Consider the following 24,890-nt stretch of genomic DNA (forward strand, 5'->3'; position numbering starts at 1 on the left):
CCGGAATGGCAACCAAAGTTGTCAAGTGGCATGCGGCATTCCGCTAACGGGTCTCTCCGCTGTGCACCGGCAGCGCCGCCAGCAGCTCGGTCACGATCGTGGAGCCGCGCAGCGTCAGCACCGACTCGGGGTGGAACTGCACCGAGGCGAAGCCCGCGCCCCGCAGCGCGTGCAGTTCCCCGGACGCCCGATCCCGGCTCACCTCGATGCCGTGCGCGCCGAGCTCCGAGGCCGCCGCGTCGTCGCAGTGCGCCGTGAAGCTGTTGTAGAAGCCGACGGTCTCAGGCCTGCCGAACAGGTCGATCCGGGTCTGCGCCCCTTGGTGCGGCACGGCCTTCCGTGCGATCTCCAGTCCCAGTTCCGCCGCGATCAGCTCGTGGCCCAGGCAGACTCCCAGCAGTCCGTGCCGGTGCTCCCGCACCAGCTCCGCCGCCATCTCCCTCAGCAGCCGCATCTTCGGGTCGCCGGCGTCGCCCGGATCCCCGGGGCCGGGACCCAGAACGACGGGCCCTTCGTGCGCCCGCACCCGCTCCCGCAGTCCGGGCTCGTCGAAGCGGTGCACCGCGACGTCGAGGCCCGAGGAGCGCAGCAGATGCGCGAGCATCGCCGTGAAGGTGTCCTCGCCGTCCACCACCAGCGCCCGGCCGGACAGGTCGCCGGTGCGCTCCTGCATGCGCAGCCAGAACGGCGCGAGCCCACCGCGACGGTCGTCCAGGGCCGCCCGCACCCGCGGATCGGACGCCAGCCGCGGTCCGCCCGCCTCGGCCTCCGGCCTGCCGGGCCGGACGCCCAGCGCCGCGAGGACGCCCGCCGCCTTCGCGTGGGTCTCGGCGACCTCGCCCGCCGGGTCGGAGTGGCGAACGAGCGTGGCCCCCACCGGCACGCGCAGCCGGCCGCCGGCCGAGATGTCGGCGGTGCGGATCAGGATCGGCGAGTCCAGGGTCTGCGCCCCGCCGGGCTCCTGGCGCAGGAGGGCCAGCGCGCCGGCGTAGTAGCCGCGACCGCCCGGCTCGTACCGTTCGATCACCCGGCAGGCGTTCTGCACCGGGGAGCCGGTGACCGTCGCCGCGAACATGGTCTCCTTCAGCACCTCGCGCACATCCAGCGAGGAACGCCCGCGCAGCTCGTACTCGGTGTGCGCCAGGTGCGCCATCTCCTTCAGCCGGGGCCCGATCACCACGCCGCCCATGTCCCCGACCGTGCACATCATCTTGAGCTCCTCGTCGACCACCATGGAGAGCTCCTCCGTCTCCTTGCGGTCCCCGAGGAACGCCAGCAGGCTCTCGGCGTCCGGCCCCTCGTCCGGGTAGCGGTAGGTCCCGCTGATCGGGTTCATCACGACCGTGCTGCCGCTCATCCGCACATGCGCCTCGGGGCTGGCCCCGACCAGGGTCCGGCCGCCCTCCGTGTCTCCCGTGTGCACCACGAACGTCCAGTACGCGCCGCGCTCTCCGGCCAGCAGTCCGCGGAACAGGGCCAGCGCGTCGGCGCGGCCGAAGCCGGGGATCTCGCCGCCGAAGGTCCGCCGGATCACGAAGTTCGCGCCCTCGCCCCGGCCGATCTCGTCCTCGACGACCCGGCGGACGATCTCCTCGTACTCCTCGTCGGGAACGTCGAAGCCGCCGCCCTCGACCCGCACGGCGTGGCGGGGGAGCTGGGCGAGCACCTCGGTGAGCGGCAGCTCGTACGCCTCGGTGGCGACGAGCACGGACAGGGGGGTGCCGTCGTCGCGCACGTCGAAACCGCGCTCCCTGATCTGCCGGAACGGCACCAGGGCCAGCGAGGGCAGGGGGCCGACCGGCAGCTCGTCGAGCCGGTCCACCTCCCGCACCTCTCCGATCAGGACCTCGACGGTGTCGTGGTTCCTGCCGGGAGTGCGTCTGCGCAGCAGGGCGAAGGGCGGGGCGTCCTCCCCGAGCAGGGCGGACAGGAGATCTGCGGGGCGGTCGGGCATGGGTGTTCCTTCCTGATGGAGGAACGGCTCCCGGCTCCGAAACGCAGAGAAGGCCGCCCCTCGGGCGGCCTTCGCGAAGTCTGTACGCGCGATGAATCAGCGGGCCGCCGGATGAGCGGTCCACCACCAGTTCTGAGTCGTCTGCGCGAACATGGCACGAACCCTAGCGGATGCCGTGGACAAACGAGCGGGCGTCTCATTTGCTGAGCGCCCGGCTGGACGCGTCCCCGGACCCCGTAATGTTGGGAGCGTGACCGTGAACGCCAATACCTCCGTCGCCGGTGGCCACACCTGGCGAGACCTTCCCGCGGCGCAGCAGCCCGAGTACCCCGATGCCGAGGCCCTGCGCGAAGCACTCGCGGACCTCGAGTCGTATCCGCCGCTCGTCTTCGCGGGCGAGTGCGACCAGCTGCGCGCCCGCCTGGGAGCCGTCGCCAAGGGCGAGGCGTTCCTGCTCCAGGGTGGCGACTGCGCCGAGGCCTTCGACGCCGTGTCCGCCGAGCACATCCGGGCCAAGCTGAAGACGCTGCTCCAGATGAGCGCCGTCCTCACGTACGCCGCCTCCGTGCCGGTCGTGAAGATCGGCCGGATCGCGGGGCAGTACTCCAAGCCGCGCTCCAAGCCGACCGAGACGCGTGACGGCGTGACGCTGCCGACCTACCGCGGCGACTCCGTCAACGGCTTCGCATTCACCGAGGCCGCCCGTATCCCGGACCCCCAGCGGCTGAAGCAGATGTACCACGCATCCGCCTCCACGCTGAACCTGGTCCGCGCCTTCACCACCGGTGGCTACGCCGACCTGCGCCAGGTCCACGCCTGGAACCAGGACTTCGTGAAGTCCTCCCCGTCCGGTCAGCGTTACGAGGCGCTCGCCCGCGAGATCGACAACGCGCTGAACTTCATGAAGGCGTGCGGCACGGACCCGGCCGAGTTCAAGGCGGTCGAGTTCTACGCCTCGCACGAGGCGCTGCTGCTCGACTACGAGTCGTCGCTGACCCGCACCGACTCGCGCACCGGTCAGCTCTACGACACCTCGGGCCACATGGTCTGGATCGGTGAGCGCACCCGGCAGATGGACGGCGCGCACATCGAGTTCGCCTCGAAGATCCGCAACCCCATCGGGGTCAAGCTCGGCCCGACGACCACGGTCGACGAGGCGCTCGGCTACATCGACCGCCTCGACCCCGACCGCGAGCCCGGCCGGCTGACCTTCATCGTCCGCATGGGCGCCGACAAGGTCCGCGACAAGCTCCCCGAGCTCGTCGAGAAGGTCACCGCCTCCGGTGCCACGGTGGTGTGGGTGACCGACCCCATGCACGGGAACACCTTCGAGGCCGCCTCCGGCCACAAGACGCGTCGCTTCGACGACGTCCTGGACGAGGTCAAGGGCTTCTTCGAGGTGCACAAGCAGCTCGGGACGCACCCGGGCGGCATCCACGTGGAGCTCACCGGTGACGACGTCACCGAGTGCGTCGGCGGCGGCCACGAGATCTTCGTGGACGATCTCCACCAGCGCTACGAGACGGCCTGCGACCCGCGCCTCAACCGCAGCCAGTCCCTCGACCTGGCCTTCCTCGTCGCCGAGATGTACCGCGACCAGTAGGAATCACCCTGGGTGACACCCGTGGGGCACGGATCCATGTGATCCGTGCCCCACGGCCGTATCCGGGCTTTTGCCGGAGAGGGGTCCCGGGTAAGGTTAGGTTAGCCTCACCGAGGATTCGGGACGGCGCAGCGATCGACCCGTCGGGAGGTGAACCGCATGTACGTCTGCTCCTGCTTCGGCATCACGGAGGACCAGGTCAAGAAGCATGCGGACAGCGGAGCGTGCACGCCCCGCCAGATCGCTTCCGCCTGCAAGGCCGGTACCGACTGCGGTGGCTGCGTCCGCAGGATCCAGGCTCTGCTCGGCCGTGGGGACTGCCCGCGCCGCGAGCTCGTCGAGGGGCGTACGCCGCCGACAGGCGCCCCGGCCGGTGCGCCCGTCACCACCTTCGCCGCCGCGCCGGACGGCAGGCTCTCCGACGCCGCCTGAGGCCCTACGCGGCAGGCGCACGGGGTCCGGGCCGGCTCAGCTCTCGGGCTGCTCGATCAGCTGGGCGATGTAGAGCGGCTCACCGAGCTTCTCGACCAGCTCCAGCTGGGTGTCGAGGTAGTCGATGTGGTGTTCCTCGTCCTCGAGGATGGACTCGAAGATGTTGGCCGAGGTGATGTCCCCCTTGCCGCGCATGACCTCGATCCCCCGCTTCAGACGGTCGATCGCCTCGACCTCGACCTGGCGGTCGGCCTGGAACATCTCGGTGACCGTCTGGCCGACCCGCACGTGGAAGAGCCGCTGATAGTTGGGCAGCCCGTCGAGGAACAGGATCCGGTCGGTCAGGATCTCCGCGTGCTTCATCTCGTCGAACGATTCGGCCCGGGTGTACTTCGCGAGCTTCGTCCAGCCGAAGTTGTCCTGCATCTTCGCGTGCAGGAAGTACTGATTGATGGCAGTCAATTCGGCGGTCAGCTGTTCGTTCAGGAACTCGAGGACCTCGGGGTCGCCCTGCATCGCAGAGGCTCCTTCCACCGTGAACGGGGTACGTGTGCGCGCATCCTCGCATCGCGCCACGCGGCCGTCCAGTAAGTGCATGCTTAGTATGAGTTGCCCGAATCCGGTCTCCCCTGGTCATGACCACCCCTGCCTGTCTGTCACCATGGAGGCATGGGTCAGCCGGAAAGCCGGGAACGCGGCACAGCAGAGCAGTCCGGGCTTCCGCCGGGGCAGCGGCTGCAGCGTGGATGGCCGGTCACCCATTACGGGCCGGTTCCTAAATTCAAGCCCGACCGCTGGGAGTTCCGGGTCTTCGGAGCCACGGCCGACGGCGACAAGCACTGCTGGAATCATCAGGAATTCTCCGCGCTGCCGTTCTCGTCCGTCGAGGCGGATCTCCACTGCGTGACGAAATTCAGCATGCTCGGAGCCGAATGGGGCGGAATCCTGGCCAGGAAAATCGTGGAACTGGCCCCGCCCGCACCCCAGGTCACGCACGTCATGGTCTGGGCGGAATACGGATTCAGCTCGAATCTGCGGCTCGCCGACTTCACCTCGGACCGGACGCTGTTCGCCACCCACAAGGACGGTGAGCTGCTCACCGCGGAACACGGATTCCCGCTGCGCCTCGTCGTGCCGCACCTGTACGCCTGGAAGGGCCCCAAGTGGGTCAGGGGCATCGAGTACATGACCGCCGACCGCCGCGGTTTCTGGGAGGAGCGCGGCTACCACAACATCGGCGACCCGTGGAGCGAGCAGCGCTACTCCTACCAGGAGGAGCCCGGCGACGGCCCCGAGCTCTGACGCCCGCGCGACGGGTCTTCTGCGGCCCGGCCCGGCATTCCCGCCGGTCAGCGGGCGCCCCGGAGCTCCTTCAGCCGCGCCACGTCCGCCGCATGGCCTTCCTTGCCGCCGGGCGTCTCGATGATCAGGGGTACGCCCTCGGTCGCGGGGTGGGAGAACAGCTCACGGAACGGTTCGGCACCTATGTGGCCCGAGCCGATGTTCTCGTGCCGGTCCTTGTGCGCCCCCACCACGTCCTTGGAGTCGTTGGCGTGGATCAGCTTCAGCCGGCCCTCGCCGACCGTCTCCACCAGCAGATCCAGCGTCCGGCGCATACCGGCCGGACCGGCCAGGTCGTGGCCCGCCGCGTAGATGTGGCAGGTGTCCAGGCAGATCCCCAGCTTGGGATGGGAGTCCAGCGCCTCGAAGTACGGGCCGAAGTCCCACGTCCGCGAACAGAGCGACGAGCCCTGTCCTGCGGTCGACTCCAGCAGCAGGAAGGGATCGTCGTCGTGGGTCAGCTCGTCCAGCAGCGGGAGCATGCGCGCCCGCACCTGGGCGAGGGCGTCCGCACGCGGGCGCCCGCCCGTCGCCGACCCGGTGTGGACCACCACACCCAGGGCGCCGATCTCCCGGGCCCGCCGCAGCGAGTGGCGCAGCGACAGGACGGACCGCTCGACGGTGGCCTCGGTGTGCGAGCCGAAATTGATCAGGTACGGGGCGTGGACGTACGAGGGGATCGACTCGGCCGCGCACTCCGCGCGGAACAGCTCGTCCTGCGCCGGGTTCCCGGCAGGAGTGGCCCAGCCCCGTGGGTTGGCGACGAAGACCTGAACGGTCTCGGCCGCCAGGTCGCGTGCGTAGCCGAGGCCGACCTTGGCGAGTCCGCCGGCCACGGGTACATGACCGCCTACGGGGTTGCGCATGTGCTGTCCGTCCTCGGTCCGTGTCAGAGGGTCTTGGTCCTGATGGTGATCGTGGAGCCTTCGGCGGCCTTCTCCCCGCCCTCCACCGACTGGCTCCCGACCGTGTCGCTGAACGAGAGGAGCGGGCGGTCCACCGTGACCTCGAACCCCGCCTCCTCCAGTGTGCTCCTCGCCTCGTCGACGTCCTTGCCCGTGACGTCGGGGACCGCGAGCATGCGCGGGCCCTTGGAGACCGTCAGCTCCACGGTGTCGCCCTCGGCGGCCTCGGCGCCGCTGCCGGGCGTCTGCCGCGCGATCTCTCCCTCGGCCTCGGGGGAGTTGATCCGCTCGGACACCACCTTGGCCTCGAGTCCCGCCTCGTCCAGCGCGGCCGTGGCCTCCTCGACGTCGAGACCCCTGACGTCGGGCACGTCGACCGGGCTTCCCTTGCTGACCACCATCGCGACCGCGGAGTCGGGCCGCCGCTCCGTGCCGATCTTCGGGTCCGTGCGGATCACCTCGCCCCGGCCGATCTCCTCGCTGAACTCCCGGGTCACCATTCCGGGCGCGAGCCCCGCCTTCTTCAGCTCACGCCGGGCGTCACCGAGCGAGAGACCCTCCACGTCGGGCACCTTCACGATCTCCGGACCGCGCGAGATCACCAGCTTCACCGCGTCGTTGTTCCGGATCCGCTCGCCCGAGGCGGGGTCGCTGCTGATCACGGCGCCGCGCTCGACCGTGTCGCTGTAGGCGCGCTGCACCCCCTTGAGGTCCAGCCCCGCTTCCGAGAGCCGCTTCTCCGCCGCACCCTGGGTCTGGCCCAGGAGGGAGGGGACCCGGGTGAACTGCCCCGAGTTGATGTACCAGATGCCCGCCCCGGCCCCCAGCACCAGCAGCAGGGCGACGAGCGCGGCGAACACCCCGCGACGGCCACCACCGGCGAAGGGCCCGCGACGCAGGCCGCGCCCCTGGTCCGGCGGCAGGACGGGGGGCATCTCCAGCCGGCTGGTGTGGTGGGCGGTGCCCTGACCGGCAGGTATCACCCGGGGGATCACGCTCGTACGGTCCTCTGCCCCGTCGTGCGTCTGAGCGAGGGCCTGCGGGGGTACCGCGTCCAGTTGCTCCTCGGTGAGCGCGCCACGCATCTCGATGGACGTCGCGAGCAGGGCCACCGCGTCGTGCGGACGCACCTCCGGGTTGCGGGCGGTGGCGGTCGCCACCAGGTCGTCCAGTCCGGCGGCCAGGCCGGGGACGGCGGCCGACGGGGGCGGGACGTCCTCGTTGAGGTGCTGGTAGATGACCTGGGCGGCGGTGTCACCGGAGTGCGGCTTGCCGCCGGTCAGCATCTCGTACAGCACGACACCGCAGGCGTACACGTCGGAGCGGGTGTCGGCCGTGCCCTGCTCGATCTGCTCCGGCGCGAGGTAGGAGACCGTCCCCAGGAGCGAGCCCGTGGTGTCGGTCGCGGTGCCCACCGCGCGCACGAGGCCGAAGTCGGCGACCTTCACCCGGCCGTCGTCCCCTATCAGGACGTTCTCCGGCTTCATGTCGCGGTGCACGAAGCCCGCCCGGTGCGCGGCGCCGAGCGCCGCGAGCATCGGCTCCAGGATGTCCAGAGCCGCCCGGGGCTGCAGGGCTCCCCGCTCGCGCAGCACGTCGCGCAGGGTGCACCCGGCGACGTACTCCATCGCCAGGTAGACGTACGCGCCCTGGGCGCCCTGGTCGAAGACGCCCACCACGTTGGGATGGGCGAGCCGGGCGACGGACTTGGCCTCACGGATGAAGCGCTCCACGAACGCGGCGTCGGTCGCCAGCGCCGGGTGCATCACCTTGAGGGCGAGCACACGGTCGAGCCGGGTGTCCATGGCCCGGTAGACCGTGGCCATACCGCCGACGGCGATGCGTGCGTCGATGCGATAGCGGCCGTCGAGCAGCTGCCCGACGAGGGGGTCCTGGAGGGTCGTGTCCACGGAGCGAGTCTACGAGCTGCCACGGACACCACGGAGTGGTGCGGGTCTCCCGCCGGCCGTTCTGGAGCCGAGCCGTGACAGGGGCATGCACGTGCTGTGACCAGCGGGCCCCCGCAGCCGGACCTCAGAAGGCGGGGCGCTCCGGATCCAGCACGGCCCGGCCGTCGACGGGGGAGGACGCCTCGGCGAAGTGGCGGCGCGGGATGCGCCCAGCCCGGTACGCCAGGCGCCCGCCCTCCACCGCGTGCCGCATCGCGGCGGCCATCAGCTCCGGCTCCTGCGCCCGGGTCACCGCCGAGGCGAGCATCACGGCCGCGCACCCCAGCTCCATCGCCAGGGCCGCGTCCGAGGCCGTGCCCGCCCCGGCGTCCAGGATCACCGGGACCTGCGCCTGTTCGACGATCAGCTGGAAGTTGTGCGGGTTGCGGATGCCGAGACCGGAGCCGATGGGGGAGCCGAGCGGCATGATCGCCGCGCACCCCACGTCCTGGAGCCTGCGGGCCGTGACGGGGTCGTCGTTGGTGTACGGCAGGACCGTGAAGCCGTCGTCGACCAGCGTTTCGGCGGCGTCCAGCAGCTCGATCGGATCGGGCAGAAGCGTCCGCTCGTCGGCCACGACCTCCAGCTTGATCCAGTCGGTGCCCAGCGCCTCCCTGGCCAGCCGGGCGGTCAGCACCGCCTCCCCGGCGGTGAAGCACCCCGCCGTGTTGGGCAGGACCTGGACGGAGAGACGCTCCAGCACCGAGAGGACCGACCCCTGCACGGTGGGATCGAGGCGCCGCATCGCCACCGTGGTCAGCTCGGTGCCGGAGGCGATCAGGGAGCGTTCCAGCACGTCGAGGCTGGGCGCCCCGCCCGTTCCCATGATCAGCCGCGAGGTGAACGTGGTGGAGCCGAGGGTGAGGAGATCGCCGGACACGGTCAGCCTCCCTGGACCGCGGTGAGCACCTCGACGCGGTGGCCCTCGGCCAGCACCGTGGCGGACCACGTGCCGCGCGGGACGACGGCTTCGTCGACCGCGGCGGCGACACCGGAGGGGGCCGCGGTCAGCGTCGCGACCAGGGCGTCCAGCGTGGTGCCGGCGGGGACGGTCCGTGGTTCCCCGTTGACCGAGATCGCGACCGGGACGGGAGCAGGTGCGGCGGTGTGGGCGTCGGGCGCGGGCTGTGTCATGCGGGCTGCTCCTGCGGCGCGAGGGCTTCTGGGGATGCGATCAGGGGGGAACGGCCGAAACGGTGCGGGGCGAAGGGACGGCCCACCTCGGGCAGCTCACCCGTGGTCAGCACGTGGGCCATCACGTCGCCGGTCACGGGGGTCAGCAGCACCCCGTTGCGGTGGTGGCCGGTGGCGAGATGCAGCCCGGGCATCGCCGTCGGGCCCAGCAGCGGCGCGTTGTCCGGCGAGGAGGGCCGCAGTCCGGCCCGGGTCTCGGTCAGCGGGAGCTCGGTGATGCCGGGCACCAGTTCGTGGGCGTCCCGCAGCAGCTCGTAGACCCCTCCCGCCGTCACCGTGGTGTCCCAGCCCATCTCCTCGGTGGTGGCACCGACCACCAGCTCACCGTCGGCACGCGGGACGAGGTAGACCTGGCAGCCGCGTACGACGGCCCGGACCGTCCTGCTGAGGAAGGGGGCGTACGCCGGCGGCACGGTCAGCCGGAGCACCTGCCCCTTGACCGGACGCACGGGCGGTACCACCGAATCGGGCAGCCCATCGAGCCGGCCGCTGAGGCTCCCTCCGGCGAGTACGACCTGGCCGGCGGCCAGCTCCGTACCGTCGGCGAGGAGGGCGCCGGTCGCCCGGCCGCCCGTGACACCGAGGCGCCGCACCCAGGCCCGGTGGAAGACCACTCCGGCCCTCTCGCACGCCGTGACCAGTGCCGAGGCGAGCCTCCTCGGGTCCACCTGGTGGTCGCCGTCGACCCGCAGCCCGCCGCGCACACCGGGAGCGAGCATCGGCTCCAGACGGCGGCACTCCCGGCCGCTGAGCCACTCCGACTCCAGCCCGGAACGTTCCTGCAGTGCGTGCAGCTCCCGGAGATGGGCCCGGTCGTCGGAGTCCAGGGCCACCACCAGCGTGCCGCAGGCGCGGAAGCCGGTCCCCTGCCCGCTCGCCTCCTCCAGCTCGGCCACGAACTCCGGGTAGCGCGCCGCGGACGCCAGATTGAGGCCGAGCAGCATCTGCTCGCCGTAGTGGAGTTCGGTGACGGCGGCGAGCATCCCCGCGGCGACCTGAGCGGCACCGCCGCCCGGCTCCGGATCGGCGAGAGCGGTGCGCAGACCGCGCTGGGCCGACCGCCACGCGGTCACCAGACCGATGATGCCGCCCCCGACCACCAGGACGTCGGAACTTCGTGCGCGCATGTGCATGGGCGTCCAGCCCCTCCCTTCGCCGGCATGACCCGGATCAGGTTCGTACGGTCGGAGGCCGGCCAGCCTCCCTCTCAGCCCGGTGCGTCCGGACTCCCGCGAGTGTCTTACGGTGGCCAGCCTAACCCCACCGCCCACAGCCAGTAAGGGAGCAGTACCCGTGGCCCGTTCACTCGACGGACTCGTCCTCTCGCCGGTCGCCGACCAGGCCCCCGGCCAGGTCGGGACCCTGACCCGCTTCACGTACCACGAGCAGGAGGGCCGGATCTGGGCCGAGTACACCGGCGGCGACGTCGTCCGCGGCCATCTCGTCGGCACCCGGGAGGCGGACGTACTGGACTTCCGCTACGTCCAGTTGAAGCAGGACGGGACGACGTCCTCCGGGCACTGCGTCTCGGCCGTCTCGGAGCTCCCCGACGGCCGGGTGCGCCTCGACGAGTCGTGGGAGTGGGAGTCCCAGGAGGGCAGCGGGACGAGCGTGGTCGAGGAGCTCGCGAGCTGACGGCGCGTCAGGTGGCTAGGGTGGACGGGTGAGCGAGCAGACACAGGACCCGGCGGCGGGAGCCCTGCCCCGCGACGTGGTGATCGTCGGAGCGGGCATGGCCGGCGTGCAGACGGCGGTGGCCCTGCGCGAACAGGGCTTCACCGGCACCGTCACCCTCATCGGCGCCGAACCGCACCAGCCCTACGACCGGCCGCCCCTGTCCAAGGCGGTGCTGCTCGGCAAGGCCGAGGACTCCGCCTTCGACGTCGACTTCGAGGCACTGGACATCACCCTGCGCCTCGGGCTCGACGTGACCGGCCTGCGCGCGGCCGACCACGAGCTGGACACTCCCGAGGGGCCCGTCGCCTACGACGCCCTCGTCCTCGCCACCGGGGCGGAACCCGTGGTGCTGCCGGGCTCCGAGGGTGTGCCCGGCGTCCACCTGCTGCGCACCCTCGACGACGCCGCGCGGCTGCGGCCCGTCCTGGACCGGCAGCACGACGTCGTGGTCGTCGGTGCGGGCTGGATCGGCGCGGAGTTCGCCACCGCCGCCCGCGCGGCCGGCTGTGCGGTGACCGTCGTCGAGGCCGCCGACCGCCCGCTCGCCGGCACGATGCCCGCGGAGGTCGCCGCCCCGATGGCGGCCTGGTACGCCGAGAGCGGAGCCGAACTCCTCACCGGCGCCCGGGTCGCACGCGTGGAGCCGGGCGCCGTCCACCTCGCGGACGGCCGGGTCGTCCCCGCGGGGGCGGTCGTCGTCGGCATCGGCGCGCGGCCCGCCACGGGCTGGCTTGCGGGCTCGGGCATCGCACTCGGCCCGGACGGCTCGGTCACCGCGGACAGTTCGCTGCGCACCTCGCTGCCCGACGTCCACGCGGTGGGCGACTGCGCGTCGTTCCCCTCGGCCCGGTACGGCACCCGGCTGCTCGTGCACCACTGGGACAACGCGCTCCAGGGCCCCCGGACGGTCGCCGCCGCCCTCGCCGACGGTGTGGCCAGGACGTACGACCCGGTGCCCTACTTCTGGTCCGAGCAGTTCGGCCGCTTCGTGCAGTACGCCGGCCACCACGCCGGCGCCGACACCCTGCTCTGGCGGGGCGACCCCGCGGACGCGTCCTGGACGGTCTGCTGGCTGCGGCGCGGGGTCCTGGTCGCGGTCCTGGCCGTCAGCAGGCCGCGCGATCTGGCGCAGGGGCGCAGGCTCGTCGAGGCCGGCGCCCGGATCGATCCCGTGAAGGCGGCCGACTCCTCCGTACCGCTGAAATCGGCGGCGCTCCCGGAGTAGGCGCGGCCTCGTACGCCCGGCCCGGCTACCGGCTGTCGGTCCGGGATGGCACGCTTGTCCTTGTGACCGAGATTGACGCAAAGATCGATGCTCTCGTCCCCGCCTGGCTCCACCTTCCCGACATCGCGGAAATGCTCGATGTCGAGGTGACGCGCGTACGGCAGCTGGTCAAGGAAGGCCAGCTCATCGCCGTACGACGTGGTGAGAACCGGACGCTCCAGGTGCCCGCCGCCTTCATCGACGGCACCAAGGTGGTGAAGGGTCTCGCAGGGACCCTGACGCTCCTGAGGGACGACGGCTACAACGACGAAGAGATGCTGGAATGGCTCTTCACCCCCGACCCGACCCTGCCCGGAACCCCGGCGCAGGCCCTGAGCGAGAATCGCGGTACGGAGGTGAAGCGCCGGGCCCAGGCGCTCGCCGTCTGACCGGACGACCGTGAGTGGGGTGCGGGCCGTGGCACACGCGGCCCGCACTCCGCCGTTACCGGCACGGCCGTCCCATGACGTACCACTGATCCGACGACGCACCGACGGGGGAATTCATCATGTCCACGCCTCGCTCCACGCTCTCCGGCGCCCGGCTCTACCTGTGCACGGACGCCCGGAAGCGGCAGGGCGATCTCCCCGAGTTCCTCGACGCGGTGCTGGCCGGCGGGGTCGACATCATCCAGCTGCGCGACAAGGGCATGGAGGCGGGCGAGGAGCTCGACCACCTCGCCGTGTTCGCCGACGCCTGCAAGCGTCACGGCGCGCTCCTCGCGGTGAACGACAGGGCGGACGTCGCCCACGCCATCGGCTCCGACGTGCTGCACCTCGGACAGGGCGACCTGCCGGTGCCCGCCGCCCGCGCCGTCCTCGGCGACGGGCCCGTGATCGGGCGCTCCACCCACGCCGAGTCCGAGGTCGACGCCGCCGTCGCCGAGGCGGGCGTCGACTACTTCTGCACGGGTCCCTGCTGGCCCACGCCGACCAAGCCGGGCCGTCACGCCCCGGGCCTCGGCCTCGTGCGGTACGCCGCCTCACTCGGCACCACACGGCCGTGGTTCGCCATCGGCGGAATCGATGCCGGCAATCTGGACGAGGTGCTGGACGCCGGGGCGCGCCGCGTCGTCGTCGTGCGGGCCCTCACCGAGGCCGCCGATCCGGGGGCTGCCGCCGCCGACCTCGCCCGGCGCATCAGGGAGTACTCCCGCTGACCCGGAAACCCGCCCTCCGGCACTCCGGACGCGGGTGACGGAGAGATGTCCGAGGGGTGGACAAAATCCACCTCATTCCGGACAAATTTCTTCCTCTGGTTGGGGTACCGCCAGGCCCTGGTTAACCTCCGGGTATGGCCCTTGGTACACCTTCCACCAGGACGGATCACGCGCGCACCGTGCGTGAGCTCCTCGCGACCGGCGAGATGTCCTACTCGTTCGAGTTCTGGGCGCCCAAGACCGAGAAGGGCGAGCGGAATCTCTGGAACGCCCTGCGCCGGGTCGAAGCGGTGGGACCGAGCTTCGTCTCCGTGACGTACGGTGCCGGGGGCTCGACCCGCGCCGGGACCGTGCGGGCGACCCAGCAGATCGCCGCCGACTCCACCCTCACCCCGGTGGCCCACCTCACCGCGGTGGACCACTCGATCGCCGAACTGCGCAACATGGTGGGGCAGTACGCCGACGCCGGTATCCGCAACATCCTGGCGGTGCGCGGAGACCCGCCCGGCGACCCGATGGCCGAGTGGGTCGAGCACCCGCAGGGCGTGCGGTACGCCGCCGATCTCGTCCGGCTCATCAAGGAGGCCGGCGACTTCTGCGTCGGCGTCGCCGCGTTTCCCGAGATGCATCCCCGGTCGTCCGACTGGGACTCCGACGTCAGGCATTTCGTCGACAAGTGCCGGGCCGGCGCGGACTACGCGATCACCCAGATGTTCTTCCACCCGGAGAGCTACCTCCAGATGCGTGACCGTGTGGTCGCTGCCGGTTGCGAGACCCCGGTCATCCCCGAGGTGATGCCGCTCACCAGCGTGAAACAACTGGAACGATTCGCCCAGCTCAGCAACGCGTCCCTGCCGTCCTCGCTGAAAGAACGCATCCTCGCCGCGAAGGACGACCCGGCGGCTGTACGCTCCATTGGCATCGAGTTCGCCACGGAGTTCTGCGCGAAGCTGCTCGCCGAGGGTGTCCCGGGGCTGCACTTCATCACGCTCAACAACTCGACGGCGACACTCGAGATCTACGAGAATCTCGGACTGCACAAGCAGTCCTGACCGGCCGTACCCGCCACCAACCGGGGCGGTGGCCGCAGGAGGGGGCGGGCGTGGGCTGGACGGTCCTCTACATCGCATTCGGCATAGTGGCGCTGTGGCTGCTGGGCGAGGTGCTGCTGCAGTACAAGGCGCGGCTGCGCTGGCGGCTGCTCGCCTTCGCCGGCTTCCTCGGGGTGGTCCTGGGGGTGCTCATCCCCTCTGTCGTGGTGATCGCCCTCGGGGCCATCGCCTTCGCGACCGGGCAGACCTATGTGACGCTCTCCTTCCGGCGCGGTTTCTCGACCGGATGGGCGATAGGCGGCAGCCCCGGCGAGAGCCGCCGCCGTCGCGGCTCCGCCGACCAGGGCGCCAAGAAGCCCACCCTGGAGGTCTCCGGCCTGGAGTACGAGGGCGCGCCGGAACCGCAGGCCGCACCCTCGGCGGTCTACGAGCCGCAGCCCATGCCGGACGACACCGGGCAGTACGGCATCTACACCGACGAGTCCAGGAGCGGCGGCGACCGGCAGGACCAGCAGGGGCACGACGAGCACGGCGAGCCGCAGCCGCAGTACGCCGCCTACGACCCGTACAACGGCTACGGCCAGCCGGCTCAGGACCCGTACGCCCAGGGCGGCTACGAGAGCCAGGACACCTACCAGGGCCAGGGCACGTACACGGGCCAGTACGACTACGGCACGGACCCGGCGGGCTACGCCGCCTACTCCGACCCGTACATCGGAACGGGCGGCGCCCCGGGAACGGGAACGGGGCAGTACCCCTCGTACGACTCCTACGCCGGGGACGGCCACGACGCGTACGGCGGCCCGCAGCAGCCCGCCGATCCCTATGCCGGGCAGTACGCCTCCGACACCCCGCCGGGCGGGGTGTGGGTCCCGCAGCAGCGCGAGAGCGACCGGTACCCCCCGCTGCCTCCCGAGGCACCCGTGCAGCCCGCCCCGTACGGGAACGGGTACGACACCGGCCAGAACGAGCAGTACCGCTACTGATCCGGCGGCGGCCGGCGACGGGCCGGCCGCGGCTCACCGGGAGCCGCGGAAGCCGTCACCCTCCACCACGAGGCCCGCTACCAGGGCCCCCGACATCCCGGCGTGCGCCAGCCCGCCGCCGGGATGGGACCAGCCGCCCGCCAGATACAGGCCCGGCAGCGGAGTGCGGTTCCCCGCGTGCAGATAGGCGCCCTCTGCCCCGGCCAGGGCCGGGGCAGGGACCGAACCGCCCTCGGCGCCGGTGTCGGCCCAGGTCTCGGCGGGCGAGCGGACCTCGCGGTGGAGCATCCGCTCACGCAGGCCCGGGACGGCCCGCGCCGCCTGGTCGATCACCGAGTCCGCGAACCGTTCGCGCAGCGCCGCGTCCGTCCAGTCGACCGGGCCGTGCGGGGCCACCGTCACCATCAGCGTCACCGCCTCGTGCTCCTCGTCGGGCCGGGTGGCCGGGTCGTCGGGCCGCAGGACCGTCACGGTGGGCCGCTCAGCCGTCCGCCCGCCGAACACCGCCTCCTGCTCCGCGGCGGGGTCCTGGGCGTGGACCACGGTCCGGTGCGCGGTGCCGGGCTCGCGGGCACCGCGCAGCGACAGCAGCACGAGGAAGCGGCCGGGCACCGGCGACTCCCGGGCCCCGCCGAGCGCCTCGCCCCGGACCGGCACCAGGCCCGGCGCCGGCCGCGCGCCCAGGACCACGTGATCGGCCTCCACGCCCCGGCCGTCCGCCAGCTCGATCCCTGCCACCCTGCCGCCCTTCTCGGTCACCCGGACGGCCTCGGCGCCGAAGACGAACTCCACCTTGCGCGCCAGGCACCGCTCGTACACCGCGTCGGCCAGGGCCCGCATGCCCCCCGCGACGTACCAACTGCCGAACGTCTCCTCCATGTACGGAAGGAGAGCGGCGGCGGCCGGGGCGCGGCGGGGGTCGAGCCCGTAGGACAGGGCGTAGCCGTCGAGCAGCGCGGCCAGCCGGGGGTCCGTCAGCTCCCAGGCGCCGATCTCCGCCACCGTCCCCGCCACCAGCGGGGAACGCAGCAGCCTGCGACGGCGCACCGCGGGGTAGGGGTCACGTCCCAGCGCCCGCCGGTCCTCGTGCAACGGCTCCTCCAGCAGAGGTCTGCGCGACCGGTCCCACGCGGTTCCCGCCCGGTCCAGGAATTCCCCCCAGCGGGCCCCGGCCCCGTCCCCGAGCACCCGGTCCAGCGCGCCGACGACTCCCGCCCTGGAGGCGTTGGGCAGCGACACCGTGGTGCCGTCGGCGAAGAGATGACGGCTCGCCGGGTCGACCTGGGTCAGTGTGAGGCACCGCTCCAGCGGCTCCTTGCCCGTCTTCACGAACAGGTCGCGGTAGACCGCGGGCAGGTGCAGCAGCCCCGGGCCCGTGTCGAAGACGAACCCGTCACGGGCATACCGGCCGAGCGAGCCGCCATGGGTCTTCGACCGCTCGTACACCGTCACCCGGTGGCCGGCCACGGAGAGCCGGGCCGCCGCCGCCATCGCGCCCGCCCCGGCGCCGATCACCGCAATTCGTGCCATGTCAGTGACCCTAAGGGGTGCCACCGACACGTCATCCGGGAGGCCGGGGTGCGCCCTCCACGGCCGGACGCCTCTCCTCGCGGCGCTGCGCCCTGCGACGGAGGAACCGGCGGACGCGGGAGGAGAGGAAGACCACGGTCACCAGGCCGAGCAGGAGCAGGACCGCGGCGACGACGGCCGCGGCCACCGGGTGGAAGACCGCGAAGGTGATGATCCCGGCGACGCCGAGATCCTCCGCGAGGCTTACCCCGATGTTGCTGAAGGGCTCGGGCGAGGTGTTGACCGCCATCCTGGTGCCCGCCTTCACCAGATGGCTCATCAGCGCGGTCGAGCCGCCGACGGCTCCTGCCACCAGTTCCGGCAGCGACCCGCTCTCGCCGGCCAGCAGCGCCGCGACGACCGCACCGGCCACGGGCCGCACCACCGTGTGCACGGTGTCCCAGGCCGAGTCCACGTACGGGATCTTGTCGGCGACCGCCTCGCACAGGAACAGCACCCCGGCCACGACGAGCACATCCGTGCGCTGGAGCGCCTCGGGCACCTCGTCGGTGAGACCGGTCGCGCCGAAGACGCCGAGGAGCAGGATCACCGCGTAGGCGTTGATCCCGCTGGCCCAGCCACTCGTGAACACCAGGGGGAGTACGGACACGGAGGCGATCGTAGCCAGCCGGGCTGGCGCCCGGGTGGGCACGGCCACACAGGCCTGAGTACCCCTACCTAGTGAGCGAGATGAGTAGCGACGCGGATGGGCCTCCACCTGCGCAGACGGAAGAGTGGAGACCACGGAAGGGGCGCGGCGCCCGGACCGCCGGCACGGGGCGGCGGAACGGCACCGCACCCCGGACGTAACGGGGGCACACCGGGTGGAGCTCCGGGACCACGGGGGAACGGGGGACGGGGTCACGGGGGAGAGCTCCACGGCGGTACGGGACGCCGGTCCGGCGGAATTCGGGGGGATCGAATTCCACCGGACCGGCGTTCTCGCGTTTCCGGACTCCCGGCCCAGGGGCGTCAGCGCCCGCTGACGCGGCCGTGCAGCAGCAGGGACAGGGCGGAGTGCACGTCGTCGATCGTCCGCTCCGGCTGGAACGCCTGCCAGTCGAGTGCCGCCACGAGGACCATGCCCACCAGGGCCGCGGCTGTCAGCTGGATGTCGATCTCCTCGCTGAGCTCCCCGCCGGCCACGCCTTCCCGGAGCACCCCCTCGACGACGGCGACCGCCTCCTGGCGCAGCACGAGGAGGGTCGACTGCCAGGCGCGGTTGGTGCGCCAGAGCTCCGCGACGTACAGCTGCGTGAACGCCGGGTAGCGGTCGATGAAGACCAGGCCCGCCCGGATCATGGCGTCCAGGGCCTCCACCCGGCTGCCGCCCCGGGCGGCCGTTCCGTCGGCGGCGGACCGCAGCGACTGGGTGAGCAGCCCTACGCCGTGGCGCAGCAGCTCCTCGAAGAGCTCCGTCTTGCTCTTGAAGTTGTAGTAGACCGTGCCCTTGGCGACCCCGGCCCGCTCGGCGATCTCGTCCACCGTGGTCGCCGAGAAACCTTTTTCCGCGATGAGGGTGACGGCCGCCTCGTAGAGCTTCTGCCGGGTGGCCTGGCGGCGCGTGGTGCTACTGCTGTCCATGCCGACGATTCTCACAGGTGCCGGCGCCGTCACAGACTCAGCTCCGGGTGGAGCCGGTCCAGTGTCCACACCTGCTTGCGCCGTGCGGAGAGCGCGGTCAGCGCCAGCGCGCCCGCGGTGAAGGCCAGCAGCACGGCGCAGCCTTGCCAGACCGGGCCGAGCCCGCCGCCCGTGATCAGCCGGCGCAGCCCTTCCACGACGTAGGTCATCGGCAGGAAGGGGTGGATCGCCCCGAAGAACCCGGGGCTGGTCTGGACGGGATACGTGCCCCCGGCCGAGGTCAGCTGGAGCATCAGCACCGCCAGCACGAGAATCCGCCCCGCCGCGCCGAAGCGGGCGTTGAGCCACTGCACGATCGCGGCGAAGCAGCACGTGACCAGGGCCAGGAAGCCGAGCGTCCCTGCGGCGTGCGTCATCTGCAGACCCAGCCGCCAGTGGAGCACGGACATCAGGGCGGCCACCTGGAGCAGGCCGATCGCGGCGACCGGCAGCCAGCCCGCGAAGGCGATGCGCCAGGCGGGAGCCCCCGCCGCGAGCGCCCGCCGGTTGAGCGGCTGGATGAGCATGTACGCCACCATCGCGCCCACCCACAGCGAGAGCGGGATGAAGTAAGGGGCGAATCCGGTGCCGTAGTTGGGGGCCGCGTGCAGTGAGGACGAGGCCAGCCGCACGGGATCGGCCATCACCCCGGTCCGGGCGTCACGGTCCTCCTCGTCGTAGTCGGGGATCTTTCCGACGCCGTCGTGCAGCCCCTGGGCGAGGGTCGCCGAGCCGTCACCCAGCCGGTACAGCCCGCTCTTCAGGCTCGTCGCGCCCGTCTTCAGCTTCTTGACCCCGGCGTCCAGGTCCCCTGCGCCGGTCTTGGCGGTGCCCAGTCCGGTGTGCAGTGTCCCGGCGCCCTTGGCGACCTTGTGCGCGCCGGTGTTGAGCTTGTCGATCCGCGCGACGGCGGACTCCAGATCCGTGTCCAGGTGCGGCGAGCGCTTCGCGAGGGCGTCCGCCTGCTTCTGCAAGGTGGCCAGCTGGGAGCGCAGCGCGGTGAGATCACCCTTCTGGTCCGTGACCAGGGCGTTCACGTCGTCGGCGACGGCGGCGACGTCCGCCGCCGCCGTCACGGCGCGCTTCAGCTGGGGGCAGACGCCGGGGTCGGGAACCGGCTGGTCCTCGCAGCGTGTGCGGTAGACCCCGGAGAGCTCGCCGGAGGCCGTGTGGGCGGCGGAGGCGGCGGTGGGCGCAGCCTCGACCAGCAGGTCGAGGTTGTCCCGTACGGCCTTCGAGGAGTCCGCCACCAGCCGCGCCGCGTCCCCGATGGCCTTGCCGTTGTCCTTGAGGAAGGGGCGTACGTCGGCGGCGGCCTTGCCGACCTTGTCGGCGAGGAGCTGGGTGCCGTCGGCGACCTGCCGGGATCCCGTGGCCAGTTCGCCCGCCCCCTTGTCCAGGCGGGTGATGCCGGTGGAGAGCTTGCCGCTGCCCGCCTTGGCGTCCTTGAGCCCCTCCGCGAGCTCCTTGGAGCCCTTCTTGGCCTTCTCGACGCCGCTCTCGAGATCGTCGGCCCCCTTCGCCGCCTTCGCGGTGGCGTCGTGCAGGCCGGAGAAGTTGATGAAGATCCGGTCCAGGAATCCACGCGAGGCCTTGGCCGACGCCGCGCTGCGGACCTCGGCGAAGACCGTCCTGGAGATCTGGCCGACGATGTAGTTGTTGGCGTCGTTCGTGCGGACCTGGAGCGCGCCGGTCTCCGGGGCGTCCCCGGCGCTCGACGCGATCCGCCGGCTGAAGTCCTCGGGCATGGTCAGGGAGAGGTAGTACGTCCCGTCCTCGACGCCCCGTTCGGCCTCGGCGGAGCCGACCTCGTGCCAGTCGAAGACCCTGGAGTCCAGCAGCCGGCCGGAGATCTCGTCCCCGGCCGCGAGGTGTTCACCTCCGGTGTCCGTGCCCTTGTCCTCGTTGACCAGCGCGACGGGGATGCGGTCGAGCCGCCCGTACGGGTCCCAGAAGGACCAGAGGTACAAGGCTCCGTACAGCAGGGGCAGCAGGAGCAGCGCGACGAGCGCGGCGCGCGGCATCCGGCCCCTGCCGAACCTGCGCAGTTCAAGCGCGGCCAGCTTCGGCGATCGCATCGGCCGTCTCCTTCTCCGTCGTGGTGCCGTCGGCGTCGGTCCGGGCTCCCGCCGACGGGCGGGTGCGGACCGTCAGTGCGTCCTCGGGTGCTTCGCTGCACACCGCCAGCACGGTGGTCCCGCCGTCCGCGAGGGCGCGCAGCAGCTCCCAGGCCTGTGCGCGGTCCGCGGGTGAGAGCTTGAGGTCGGTGTCGTCCACCGCGAGGAGCCGGGGGCGGCTCGTCAGCGCGAGGGCGACGGAGAGACGCAGTGCCTCCAGGCGCTCCAGGTCCCGCACGGAGGTCCGTTCGGCCTTGGGGAGCGCCGCCAGGTCCAGCCCCGCTGCCTCCAGCGCCGTGTCCACCCTCGCCTTGGCCGCGGCGGCGCGAGTGGCGCGGGAGCGCAGCAGGGCACGTGGCGAGGTGCCGAAAAGCCGTTGCAGCAGAGCCCGTTCGCGCAGGTGTTCCGCGACGGTGAGGGAAGGGTCCAGTTCGCTGACCCCGGGGACCGGGCCGAGCGCACTGAAGCGGCGTACGGCGGCGAGCCGCCCCGGCAGGCGCTCGCCCCCCACCTCGGCGTGTCCGGACGTGGCGCGCATCCGGCCGGTGAGCGCGAGCAGCAGACAGGTGCGGCCCGAGCCCGACGGCCCCTCGACCGCGACGAGCGATCCGGGGGCGGCGCGGAACCCGACGCCCTGGAAGGCCCAGCCGCGCGGTCCTTCCAGCCCGAAGTCCTCGGCGCTCAGTGCCGCCCCGTGCGGGCTGTCCACGACCCCCACCTCACTTCTTTGAACTGACCAGTCAGTGCAAAAAGCTAGCCCGAACTCGTGCGCGAAGCAAAGTGGCAGGTCAGGGGCAGGTTCTGAGGGATTGTCAGTGGGGGCCGTCACGATGGATACAGATGGCCACGGAGCCGTCACACGACGACAGGAGGTTCGTCATGGCCAGCTCGTCCGCAGCCGCCGCCCCGCGGCGCCGCGCAGGCAGCCCTGCCCCCTCACTGACCGGTCCGGCAACCGACGTCCACCCCGTGCTGCGCCGCACCACGGCGCCACCCGCCGCCCTCGACCTGCTCGCCCAGGCTCACACCGGCCTGGAGGAGGCCGCCGCACTCGCCGTGCCCAACGAGCGCTATGCCACCGCGCACCTCGCCGCGTTGCGTACCGCCGCCGCCGTCCTCGCCGCCCGCGGAAGGCCCGAGACCGGCCGCCGCCGCAAGGAGCGGATCCGCAGCGCCTGGGAGGTGCTGCCCGACATCGCGCCCGAACTCACCGAATGGAGCGCGCTGTTCGCCTCCGGCGCGGGGCGCAGGGCCCGTGCGGAGGCCGGCATACCCGGCGCCGCCACCAGCCGGGACGCCGACGACCTGCTGCGTGACGTCGCCATGTTCCTGCGACTGGTCGAGCGGCTTCTGGTCCTCCAGCCCGTCCTTCCGCAGCCCCGGAAGGAGGGGACGGGCCGACGGCGGGACGGGGAGTGACCGACGGGGCGGTGCGAGGCAATAGGGTGGAGAGGACCCGTACCACCTGCACCGTTCACGCTCCGCCGTCCGTGGCGGCACCGCGCCGAGGAGTCAATCGCCGTGTCGGACCAGCTGCGCCCCCGCGCCTCCCTCCGTACCGCCGTGGTCTGGGAGGTTCTCAAGGAGGCTCTCGAGCGCCGGGTCAAGGCGACCGGCAGGGAAACCCTGGACGTGCTGGACACCGGCGGTGGCACCGGCAATTTCGCGGTGCCCGTCGCCCGGCTCGGCCACCGGGTCACCGTCGTCGACCCCAGCCCCAACGCGCTCTTCGCGCTGGAGCGCCGCGCGGACGAGGCCGGGGTCGCGGAGCGGGTGCGCGGTGTCCAGGGCGACATCCTCGGCCTCTTCGACGTGGTGGAGCGCGACGGCTACGACGCGGTCCTCTGCCACGGCGTCCTGGAGTACGTGGACGACCCCGCCGAAGGCGTACGGAACGCGGTGGACGCGCTCCGCCCGTCCGGCGCGCTCAGCCTGCTCGGCGCCGGTCTCGGCGGCGCCGTCCTGGCGCGGGCGCTCGCCGGTCACTTCGCGGAAGCCCGGCAGGCCCTGACGGACCCGGCCGGGCGATGGGGCGGCGGCGACCCCGTGCCCCGCAGGTTCACCGCCGGCCAGCTGACGGAACTGGTCGCCGACGCGGGGGTCGAGGTCGGCGCCGTGCACGGTGTGCGGGTCTTCGCCGACCTCGTGCCCGGGGTTCTCGTGGACACCGAGCCGGGCGCGATGGAAGAGCTGCTCCGGCTGGAGGCGGCCGTCGCGGAACTCCCGGCCTTCCACGCGGTGGCGACCCAGCTGCACGTTCTGGGGGAAAAGCGCGCCTAGGGCGTGACGGGGAGCCCGCACGGGCGTGGACGCGGAGTGACCGGAGCACGGCTGATCAGCAACGCAGCTGCAGACGGAGTACGGCCCAGAACACCCGATCGGGCCGCGAGCCCCGTATGATCGGGTGACACCATCCGGCATGACGGATCGGAGGTCGGGGAATCTACGCCTCAGCAGCCGAGCCGACATGGCGGTCCGGACTGGCTATGGCTAGAGGGCGGGTTTCACGGGGGCGAATCCCTGCCTATCCTGGAAGGGCCGCATACCGGTCGCCCCCGCGGCCGACGACGAGGAGGACTCCGTGCCGCTCTCGGAGCACGAGCAGCGAATGCTCGAGCAGATGGAGCGAGCGCTGTACGCCGAAGATCCCAAGTTCGCTACAGCGCTTGAGGGAAGCGGGCTGCGCAGGTACACCCGGCGACGGGTCTACCAGGCGGTGGCCGGCTTTCTGGTGGGTATCGCGCTCCTCATGGCCGGAATGGTTTTCCAGCAGACCTGGGTCAGCGTGGCGGGATTCCTCGTCATGCTGGGCTGCGCCGTGCTGGCGGTCACCGGGTGGCGCAAAGCGCCCAAGCCCGGTGAGCAACAGCCGGCCGGGAGTGCGAGCGGGGGTGGAGGCGAACGCCGACACCCCAGGCAGCGCCGGTCGATGATGAACCGGATCGAAGAGCGGTGGCAGCGCCGCCGCGACGAACAGGGCCAGTGAGCGCTGAGCGTCCTGGCCGGTGGACGTCCCCCGGCCGGTGATGTGGCGTGCACACAACGAGAACTTGACGCTGGACCCACGTGAGGGGCGGTCGCACCATGCGACCGCCCCTCACGCGTTGCCGGTACGCGCCTGGGAGGGCTGACCTGGGCCGGCGGGCCTTCCCGGGCGGGCCGAGCGGCCTTCCCGGGTCCAAGCCGCCGAGCGGTCACCCATGGCCCCAGCGGGCGACAGCGGCCTCACGAGGGCGGCCGGCCCCATCGGCTTCTCGGCCCCGGAGGCCTGAGAAAGGGCCCACCGCGGGTCGGCAAGGGCCCGCGTGGGCGGGTTCCACAAGGGCCACCGGGCTCCCATTCAGGGGGTCGGCCAGGTTCTACCGGGGTGGGCCGTGGCGGGGAGCAGAATTCGGGCGCCGGCAGGGGGACTGCGGAGACTGCCCTGGTGCCCGTACCGGCCGTGCCGTGGGCCTGGGGCGTGAGCCGGTGGATCCCTGGGTCGCGGCGGGCCACGTGAGCTGGGAGAGCCCCGGCCCTGGCCGCTCGGAGAGCCTGAGCCCTCGGGAGTCCGGAGCGCGGACAGCGGCAGCGAGTTCTCAGGCCCTTCGGGGCAGCGAGGGCGAGCGCCCAGGCGCCCCCGGCGGCCGGAGGCGAGCGCGGAGGCCCTGCCGCAGAGGCGGCGACCACCCACAGGCAGCGGCTGCGACCTCCTGGGCTCCTGGCGACGGCTGCGCCCCCCAGGGTCCCTGGACAGCCGCAGCGAGTTCCACAGGCCGTCGGTCCCGCCCCCGGCAGTCCGTCCGTTCCTCAGCCTCTCCGCCCCTCGACCCGGCAGCCCGTCACCCCACGCTCGGGAGCAGCCCGTCCGTTCCTCAGCCTCTCCGCCCCTCGACCCGGCAGCCCGTCACCCCACGCTCGGGAGCAGCCCGGGCCAGGAGCAGCAGCCAGACCGGCGCAGCGGAAACCGGGAGTAGCCGAGGTACCCAGGCGCCGAGGCGCGAGGGCGCGAGGGGGCGAAGCGGGCTTCCACGTGCGGCAGCCCACGGGCGGGAGTCCGGGCCCCGGTGTGGGCCCGGGCCCCGT

25 protein-coding genes and 1 riboswitch are annotated in these 24,890 nt (G+C 72.2%); of the genes, 12 read left to right on the forward strand and 13 right to left on the reverse strand.

Annotated elements, in window-relative coordinates; genetic code table 11:
* Positions 1-43: 43 nt before the first annotated feature.
* Both ACFY8O_RS10770 and ACFY8O_RS10775 read right to left on the reverse strand, forming a co-directional pair.
* Positions 44-1,954: an anthranilate synthase family protein gene (locus tag ACFY8O_RS10770; RefSeq protein ID WP_387900604.1), complete on the reverse strand. Its 1,911-nt coding sequence runs from the start codon at positions 1,952-1,954 to the stop codon at positions 44-46.
* 96 nt (positions 1,955-2,050) lie between these two features.
* Positions 2,051-2,107 carry a trp operon leader peptide gene (locus tag ACFY8O_RS10775; RefSeq protein WP_124277238.1) on the reverse strand — a complete coding sequence of 19 codons (57 nt, stop codon included), beginning with the start codon at positions 2,105-2,107 and terminating at the stop codon, positions 2,051-2,053.
* A 103-nt stretch (positions 2,108-2,210) separates the two neighbouring features.
* Here ACFY8O_RS10775 and ACFY8O_RS10780 point away from each other — a divergent pair, with 103 nt between their 5' ends.
* Positions 2,211-3,557 carry a class II 3-deoxy-7-phosphoheptulonate synthase gene (locus tag ACFY8O_RS10780; protein WP_167526123.1) on the forward strand — a complete coding sequence of 449 codons (1,347 nt, stop codon included), beginning with the start codon at positions 2,211-2,213 and terminating at the stop codon, positions 3,555-3,557.
* A gap of 159 nt (positions 3,558-3,716) precedes the next feature.
* Positions 3,717-3,989: a (2Fe-2S)-binding protein gene (locus tag ACFY8O_RS10785; RefSeq protein WP_387900606.1), complete on the forward strand. Its 273-nt coding sequence runs from the start codon at positions 3,717-3,719 to the stop codon at positions 3,987-3,989.
* Positions 3,990-4,025: 36 nt separating this feature from the next.
* On the opposite strand, the gene bfr is transcribed toward ACFY8O_RS10785, so the two are convergent.
* Positions 4,026-4,505 carry a bacterioferritin gene (gene bfr / locus ACFY8O_RS10790; protein ID WP_007451289.1) on the reverse strand — a complete coding sequence of 160 codons (480 nt, stop codon included), beginning with the start codon at positions 4,503-4,505 and terminating at the stop codon, positions 4,026-4,028.
* A 153-nt stretch (positions 4,506-4,658) separates the two neighbouring features.
* On the opposite strand from bfr, the gene ACFY8O_RS10795 reads away from it, so the two are divergent.
* Positions 4,659-5,291 (forward strand): sulfite oxidase-like oxidoreductase, encoded by a 633-nt coding sequence (locus ACFY8O_RS10795; RefSeq protein ID WP_145802109.1) that lies wholly within the window; start codon positions 4,659-4,661, stop codon positions 5,289-5,291.
* A 47-nt stretch (positions 5,292-5,338) separates the two neighbouring features.
* Here the strand turns inward: ACFY8O_RS10795 and ACFY8O_RS10800 are convergent, their stop codons facing one another.
* From ACFY8O_RS10800 to thiO, 5 genes are all read right to left on the reverse strand, one after another.
* Positions 5,339-6,196, reverse strand: a complete 858-nt coding sequence (locus ACFY8O_RS10800; RefSeq protein ID WP_387900608.1) for a deoxyribonuclease IV — start codon at positions 6,194-6,196, stop codon at positions 5,339-5,341.
* 23 nt (positions 6,197-6,219) lie between these two features.
* Positions 6,220-8,145, reverse strand: a complete 1,926-nt coding sequence (pknB, locus tag ACFY8O_RS10805) for a Stk1 family PASTA domain-containing Ser/Thr kinase (RefSeq protein ID WP_387900610.1) — start codon at positions 8,143-8,145, stop codon at positions 6,220-6,222.
* Positions 8,146-8,269: 124 nt separating this feature from the next.
* Positions 8,270-9,064: a thiazole synthase gene (locus tag ACFY8O_RS10810; RefSeq protein ID WP_145802115.1), complete on the reverse strand. Its 795-nt coding sequence runs from the start codon at positions 9,062-9,064 to the stop codon at positions 8,270-8,272.
* A gap of 2 nt (positions 9,065-9,066) precedes the next feature.
* Positions 9,067-9,318, reverse strand: a complete 252-nt coding sequence (gene thiS / locus ACFY8O_RS10815) for a sulfur carrier protein ThiS (RefSeq protein ID WP_387900612.1) — start codon at positions 9,316-9,318, stop codon at positions 9,067-9,069.
* Positions 9,315-10,511, reverse strand: a complete 1,197-nt coding sequence (gene thiO, locus ACFY8O_RS10820; protein WP_387900614.1) for a glycine oxidase ThiO — start codon at positions 10,509-10,511, stop codon at positions 9,315-9,317. Before thiO ends, thiS begins: the two co-directional genes overlap by 4 nt.
* Positions 10,509-10,621: riboswitch (TPP riboswitch) on the reverse strand. It overlaps the preceding gene by 3 nt.
* Positions 10,622-10,671: 50 nt before the next feature.
* Between thiO and ACFY8O_RS10825 the strand changes: the two genes are divergently transcribed.
* From ACFY8O_RS10825 to ACFY8O_RS10850, 6 genes are all read left to right on the forward strand, one after another.
* Complete coding sequence (locus tag ACFY8O_RS10825; protein WP_145802121.1) at positions 10,672-11,013, forward strand: hypothetical protein; 342 nt, start codon at positions 10,672-10,674, stop codon at positions 11,011-11,013.
* Between the two features lie 28 nt (positions 11,014-11,041).
* Positions 11,042-12,280 carry an NAD(P)/FAD-dependent oxidoreductase gene (locus tag ACFY8O_RS10830; RefSeq protein ID WP_387900616.1) on the forward strand — a complete coding sequence of 413 codons (1,239 nt, stop codon included), beginning with the start codon at positions 11,042-11,044 and terminating at the stop codon, positions 12,278-12,280.
* A gap of 62 nt (positions 12,281-12,342) precedes the next feature.
* Positions 12,343-12,708 (forward strand): Rv2175c family DNA-binding protein, encoded by a 366-nt coding sequence (locus ACFY8O_RS10835; RefSeq protein ID WP_145802125.1) that lies wholly within the window; start codon positions 12,343-12,345, stop codon positions 12,706-12,708.
* A 119-nt stretch (positions 12,709-12,827) separates the two neighbouring features.
* Complete coding sequence (thiE, locus tag ACFY8O_RS10840) at positions 12,828-13,478, forward strand: thiamine phosphate synthase (protein ID WP_387900618.1); 651 nt, start codon at positions 12,828-12,830, stop codon at positions 13,476-13,478.
* A gap of 134 nt (positions 13,479-13,612) precedes the next feature.
* The gene (gene metF / locus ACFY8O_RS10845) at positions 13,613-14,530 is read left to right on the forward strand and encodes a methylenetetrahydrofolate reductase [NAD(P)H] (RefSeq protein WP_145802129.1); all 918 of its coding nucleotides are present in this window, start codon (positions 13,613-13,615) and stop codon (positions 14,528-14,530) included.
* A gap of 50 nt (positions 14,531-14,580) precedes the next feature.
* Positions 14,581-15,516, forward strand: coding sequence for a hypothetical protein (locus ACFY8O_RS10850; protein ID WP_387900620.1), 936 nt, complete (start codon positions 14,581-14,583; stop codon positions 15,514-15,516).
* A 33-nt stretch (positions 15,517-15,549) separates the two neighbouring features.
* On the opposite strand, the gene ACFY8O_RS10855 is transcribed toward ACFY8O_RS10850, so the two are convergent.
* The 5 genes from ACFY8O_RS10855 to ACFY8O_RS10875 form a co-directional block, all read right to left on the reverse strand.
* Positions 15,550-17,046, reverse strand: a complete 1,497-nt coding sequence (locus tag ACFY8O_RS10855) for a phytoene desaturase family protein (RefSeq protein WP_387900622.1) — start codon at positions 17,044-17,046, stop codon at positions 15,550-15,552.
* A gap of 31 nt (positions 17,047-17,077) precedes the next feature.
* Positions 17,078-17,695, reverse strand: a complete 618-nt coding sequence (locus tag ACFY8O_RS10860) for a DUF4126 domain-containing protein (RefSeq protein ID WP_145802136.1) — start codon at positions 17,693-17,695, stop codon at positions 17,078-17,080.
* Positions 17,696-18,057: 362 nt separating this feature from the next.
* Positions 18,058-18,669 (reverse strand): TetR/AcrR family transcriptional regulator, encoded by a 612-nt coding sequence (locus ACFY8O_RS10865; protein WP_145802138.1) that lies wholly within the window; start codon positions 18,667-18,669, stop codon positions 18,058-18,060.
* Positions 18,670-18,698: 29 nt separating this feature from the next.
* Complete coding sequence (locus ACFY8O_RS10870; RefSeq protein WP_387900624.1) at positions 18,699-20,786, reverse strand: YhgE/Pip family protein; 2,088 nt, start codon at positions 20,784-20,786, stop codon at positions 18,699-18,701.
* Positions 20,758-21,534, reverse strand: coding sequence for an ATP-binding cassette domain-containing protein (locus ACFY8O_RS10875; RefSeq protein WP_387900626.1), 777 nt, complete (start codon positions 21,532-21,534; stop codon positions 20,758-20,760). Before ACFY8O_RS10875 ends, ACFY8O_RS10870 begins: the two co-directional genes overlap by 29 nt.
* Positions 21,535-21,704: 170 nt before the next feature.
* On the opposite strand from ACFY8O_RS10875, the gene ACFY8O_RS10880 reads away from it, so the two are divergent.
* The 3 genes from ACFY8O_RS10880 (at position 21,705) to ACFY8O_RS10890 (ending at position 23,811) form a co-directional block, all read left to right on the forward strand.
* Positions 21,705-22,244: an SAV_6107 family HEPN domain-containing protein gene (locus ACFY8O_RS10880; protein ID WP_145802144.1), complete on the forward strand. Its 540-nt coding sequence runs from the start codon at positions 21,705-21,707 to the stop codon at positions 22,242-22,244.
* Between the two features lie 102 nt (positions 22,245-22,346).
* Positions 22,347-23,105: a class I SAM-dependent methyltransferase gene (locus tag ACFY8O_RS10885; protein WP_145802146.1), complete on the forward strand. Its 759-nt coding sequence runs from the start codon at positions 22,347-22,349 to the stop codon at positions 23,103-23,105.
* A gap of 301 nt (positions 23,106-23,406) precedes the next feature.
* A complete protein-coding gene (locus ACFY8O_RS10890) occupies positions 23,407-23,811 on the forward strand; it encodes a DUF3040 domain-containing protein (RefSeq protein ID WP_145802148.1) in 405 nt (134 codons plus the stop codon).
* Positions 23,812-24,890: the final 1,079 nt, after the last annotated feature.

It is taken from the genome of Streptomyces argenteolus, assembly GCF_042902585.1.
In the GTDB taxonomy this organism is placed as follows: Bacteria; Actinomycetota; Actinomycetes; order Streptomycetales; family Streptomycetaceae; genus Streptomyces; species Streptomyces argenteolus.

Coding starts and splice junctions, on each gene's coding strand:
- ACFY8O_RS10770 (WP_387900604.1), bottom strand. CDS start 1,954: ATGCCCGACCGCCCCGCAGATCTCCTGTCCGCCCTGCTCGGGGAGGAC.
- ACFY8O_RS10785 (WP_387900606.1), top strand. CDS start 3,717: ATGTACGTCTGCTCCTGCTTCGGCATCACGGAGGACCAGGTCAAGAAG.
- bfr (WP_007451289.1), bottom strand. CDS start 4,505: ATGCAGGGCGACCCCGAGGTCCTCGAGTTCCTGAACGAACAGCTGACC.
- ACFY8O_RS10795 (WP_145802109.1), top strand. CDS start 4,659: ATGGGTCAGCCGGAAAGCCGGGAACGCGGCACAGCAGAGCAGTCCGGG.
- ACFY8O_RS10800 (WP_387900608.1), bottom strand. CDS start 6,196: ATGCGCAACCCCGTAGGCGGTCATGTACCCGTGGCCGGCGGACTCGCC.
- thiS (WP_387900612.1), bottom strand. CDS start 9,318: ATGACACAGCCCGCGCCCGACGCCCACACCGCCGCACCTGCTCCCGTC.
- thiO (WP_387900614.1), bottom strand. CDS start 10,511: ATGCACATGCGCGCACGAAGTTCCGACGTCCTGGTGGTCGGGGGCGGC.
- thiE (WP_387900618.1), top strand. CDS start 12,828: ATGTCCACGCCTCGCTCCACGCTCTCCGGCGCCCGGCTCTACCTGTGC.
- metF (WP_145802129.1), top strand. CDS start 13,613: ATGGCCCTTGGTACACCTTCCACCAGGACGGATCACGCGCGCACCGTG.
- ACFY8O_RS10855 (WP_387900622.1), bottom strand. CDS start 17,046: ATGGCACGAATTGCGGTGATCGGCGCCGGGGCGGGCGCGATGGCGGCG.
- ACFY8O_RS10865 (WP_145802138.1), bottom strand. CDS start 18,669: ATGGACAGCAGTAGCACCACGCGCCGCCAGGCCACCCGGCAGAAGCTC.
- ACFY8O_RS10870 (WP_387900624.1), bottom strand. CDS start 20,786: ATGCGATCGCCGAAGCTGGCCGCGCTTGAACTGCGCAGGTTCGGCAGG.
- ACFY8O_RS10880 (WP_145802144.1), top strand. CDS start 21,705: ATGGCCAGCTCGTCCGCAGCCGCCGCCCCGCGGCGCCGCGCAGGCAGC.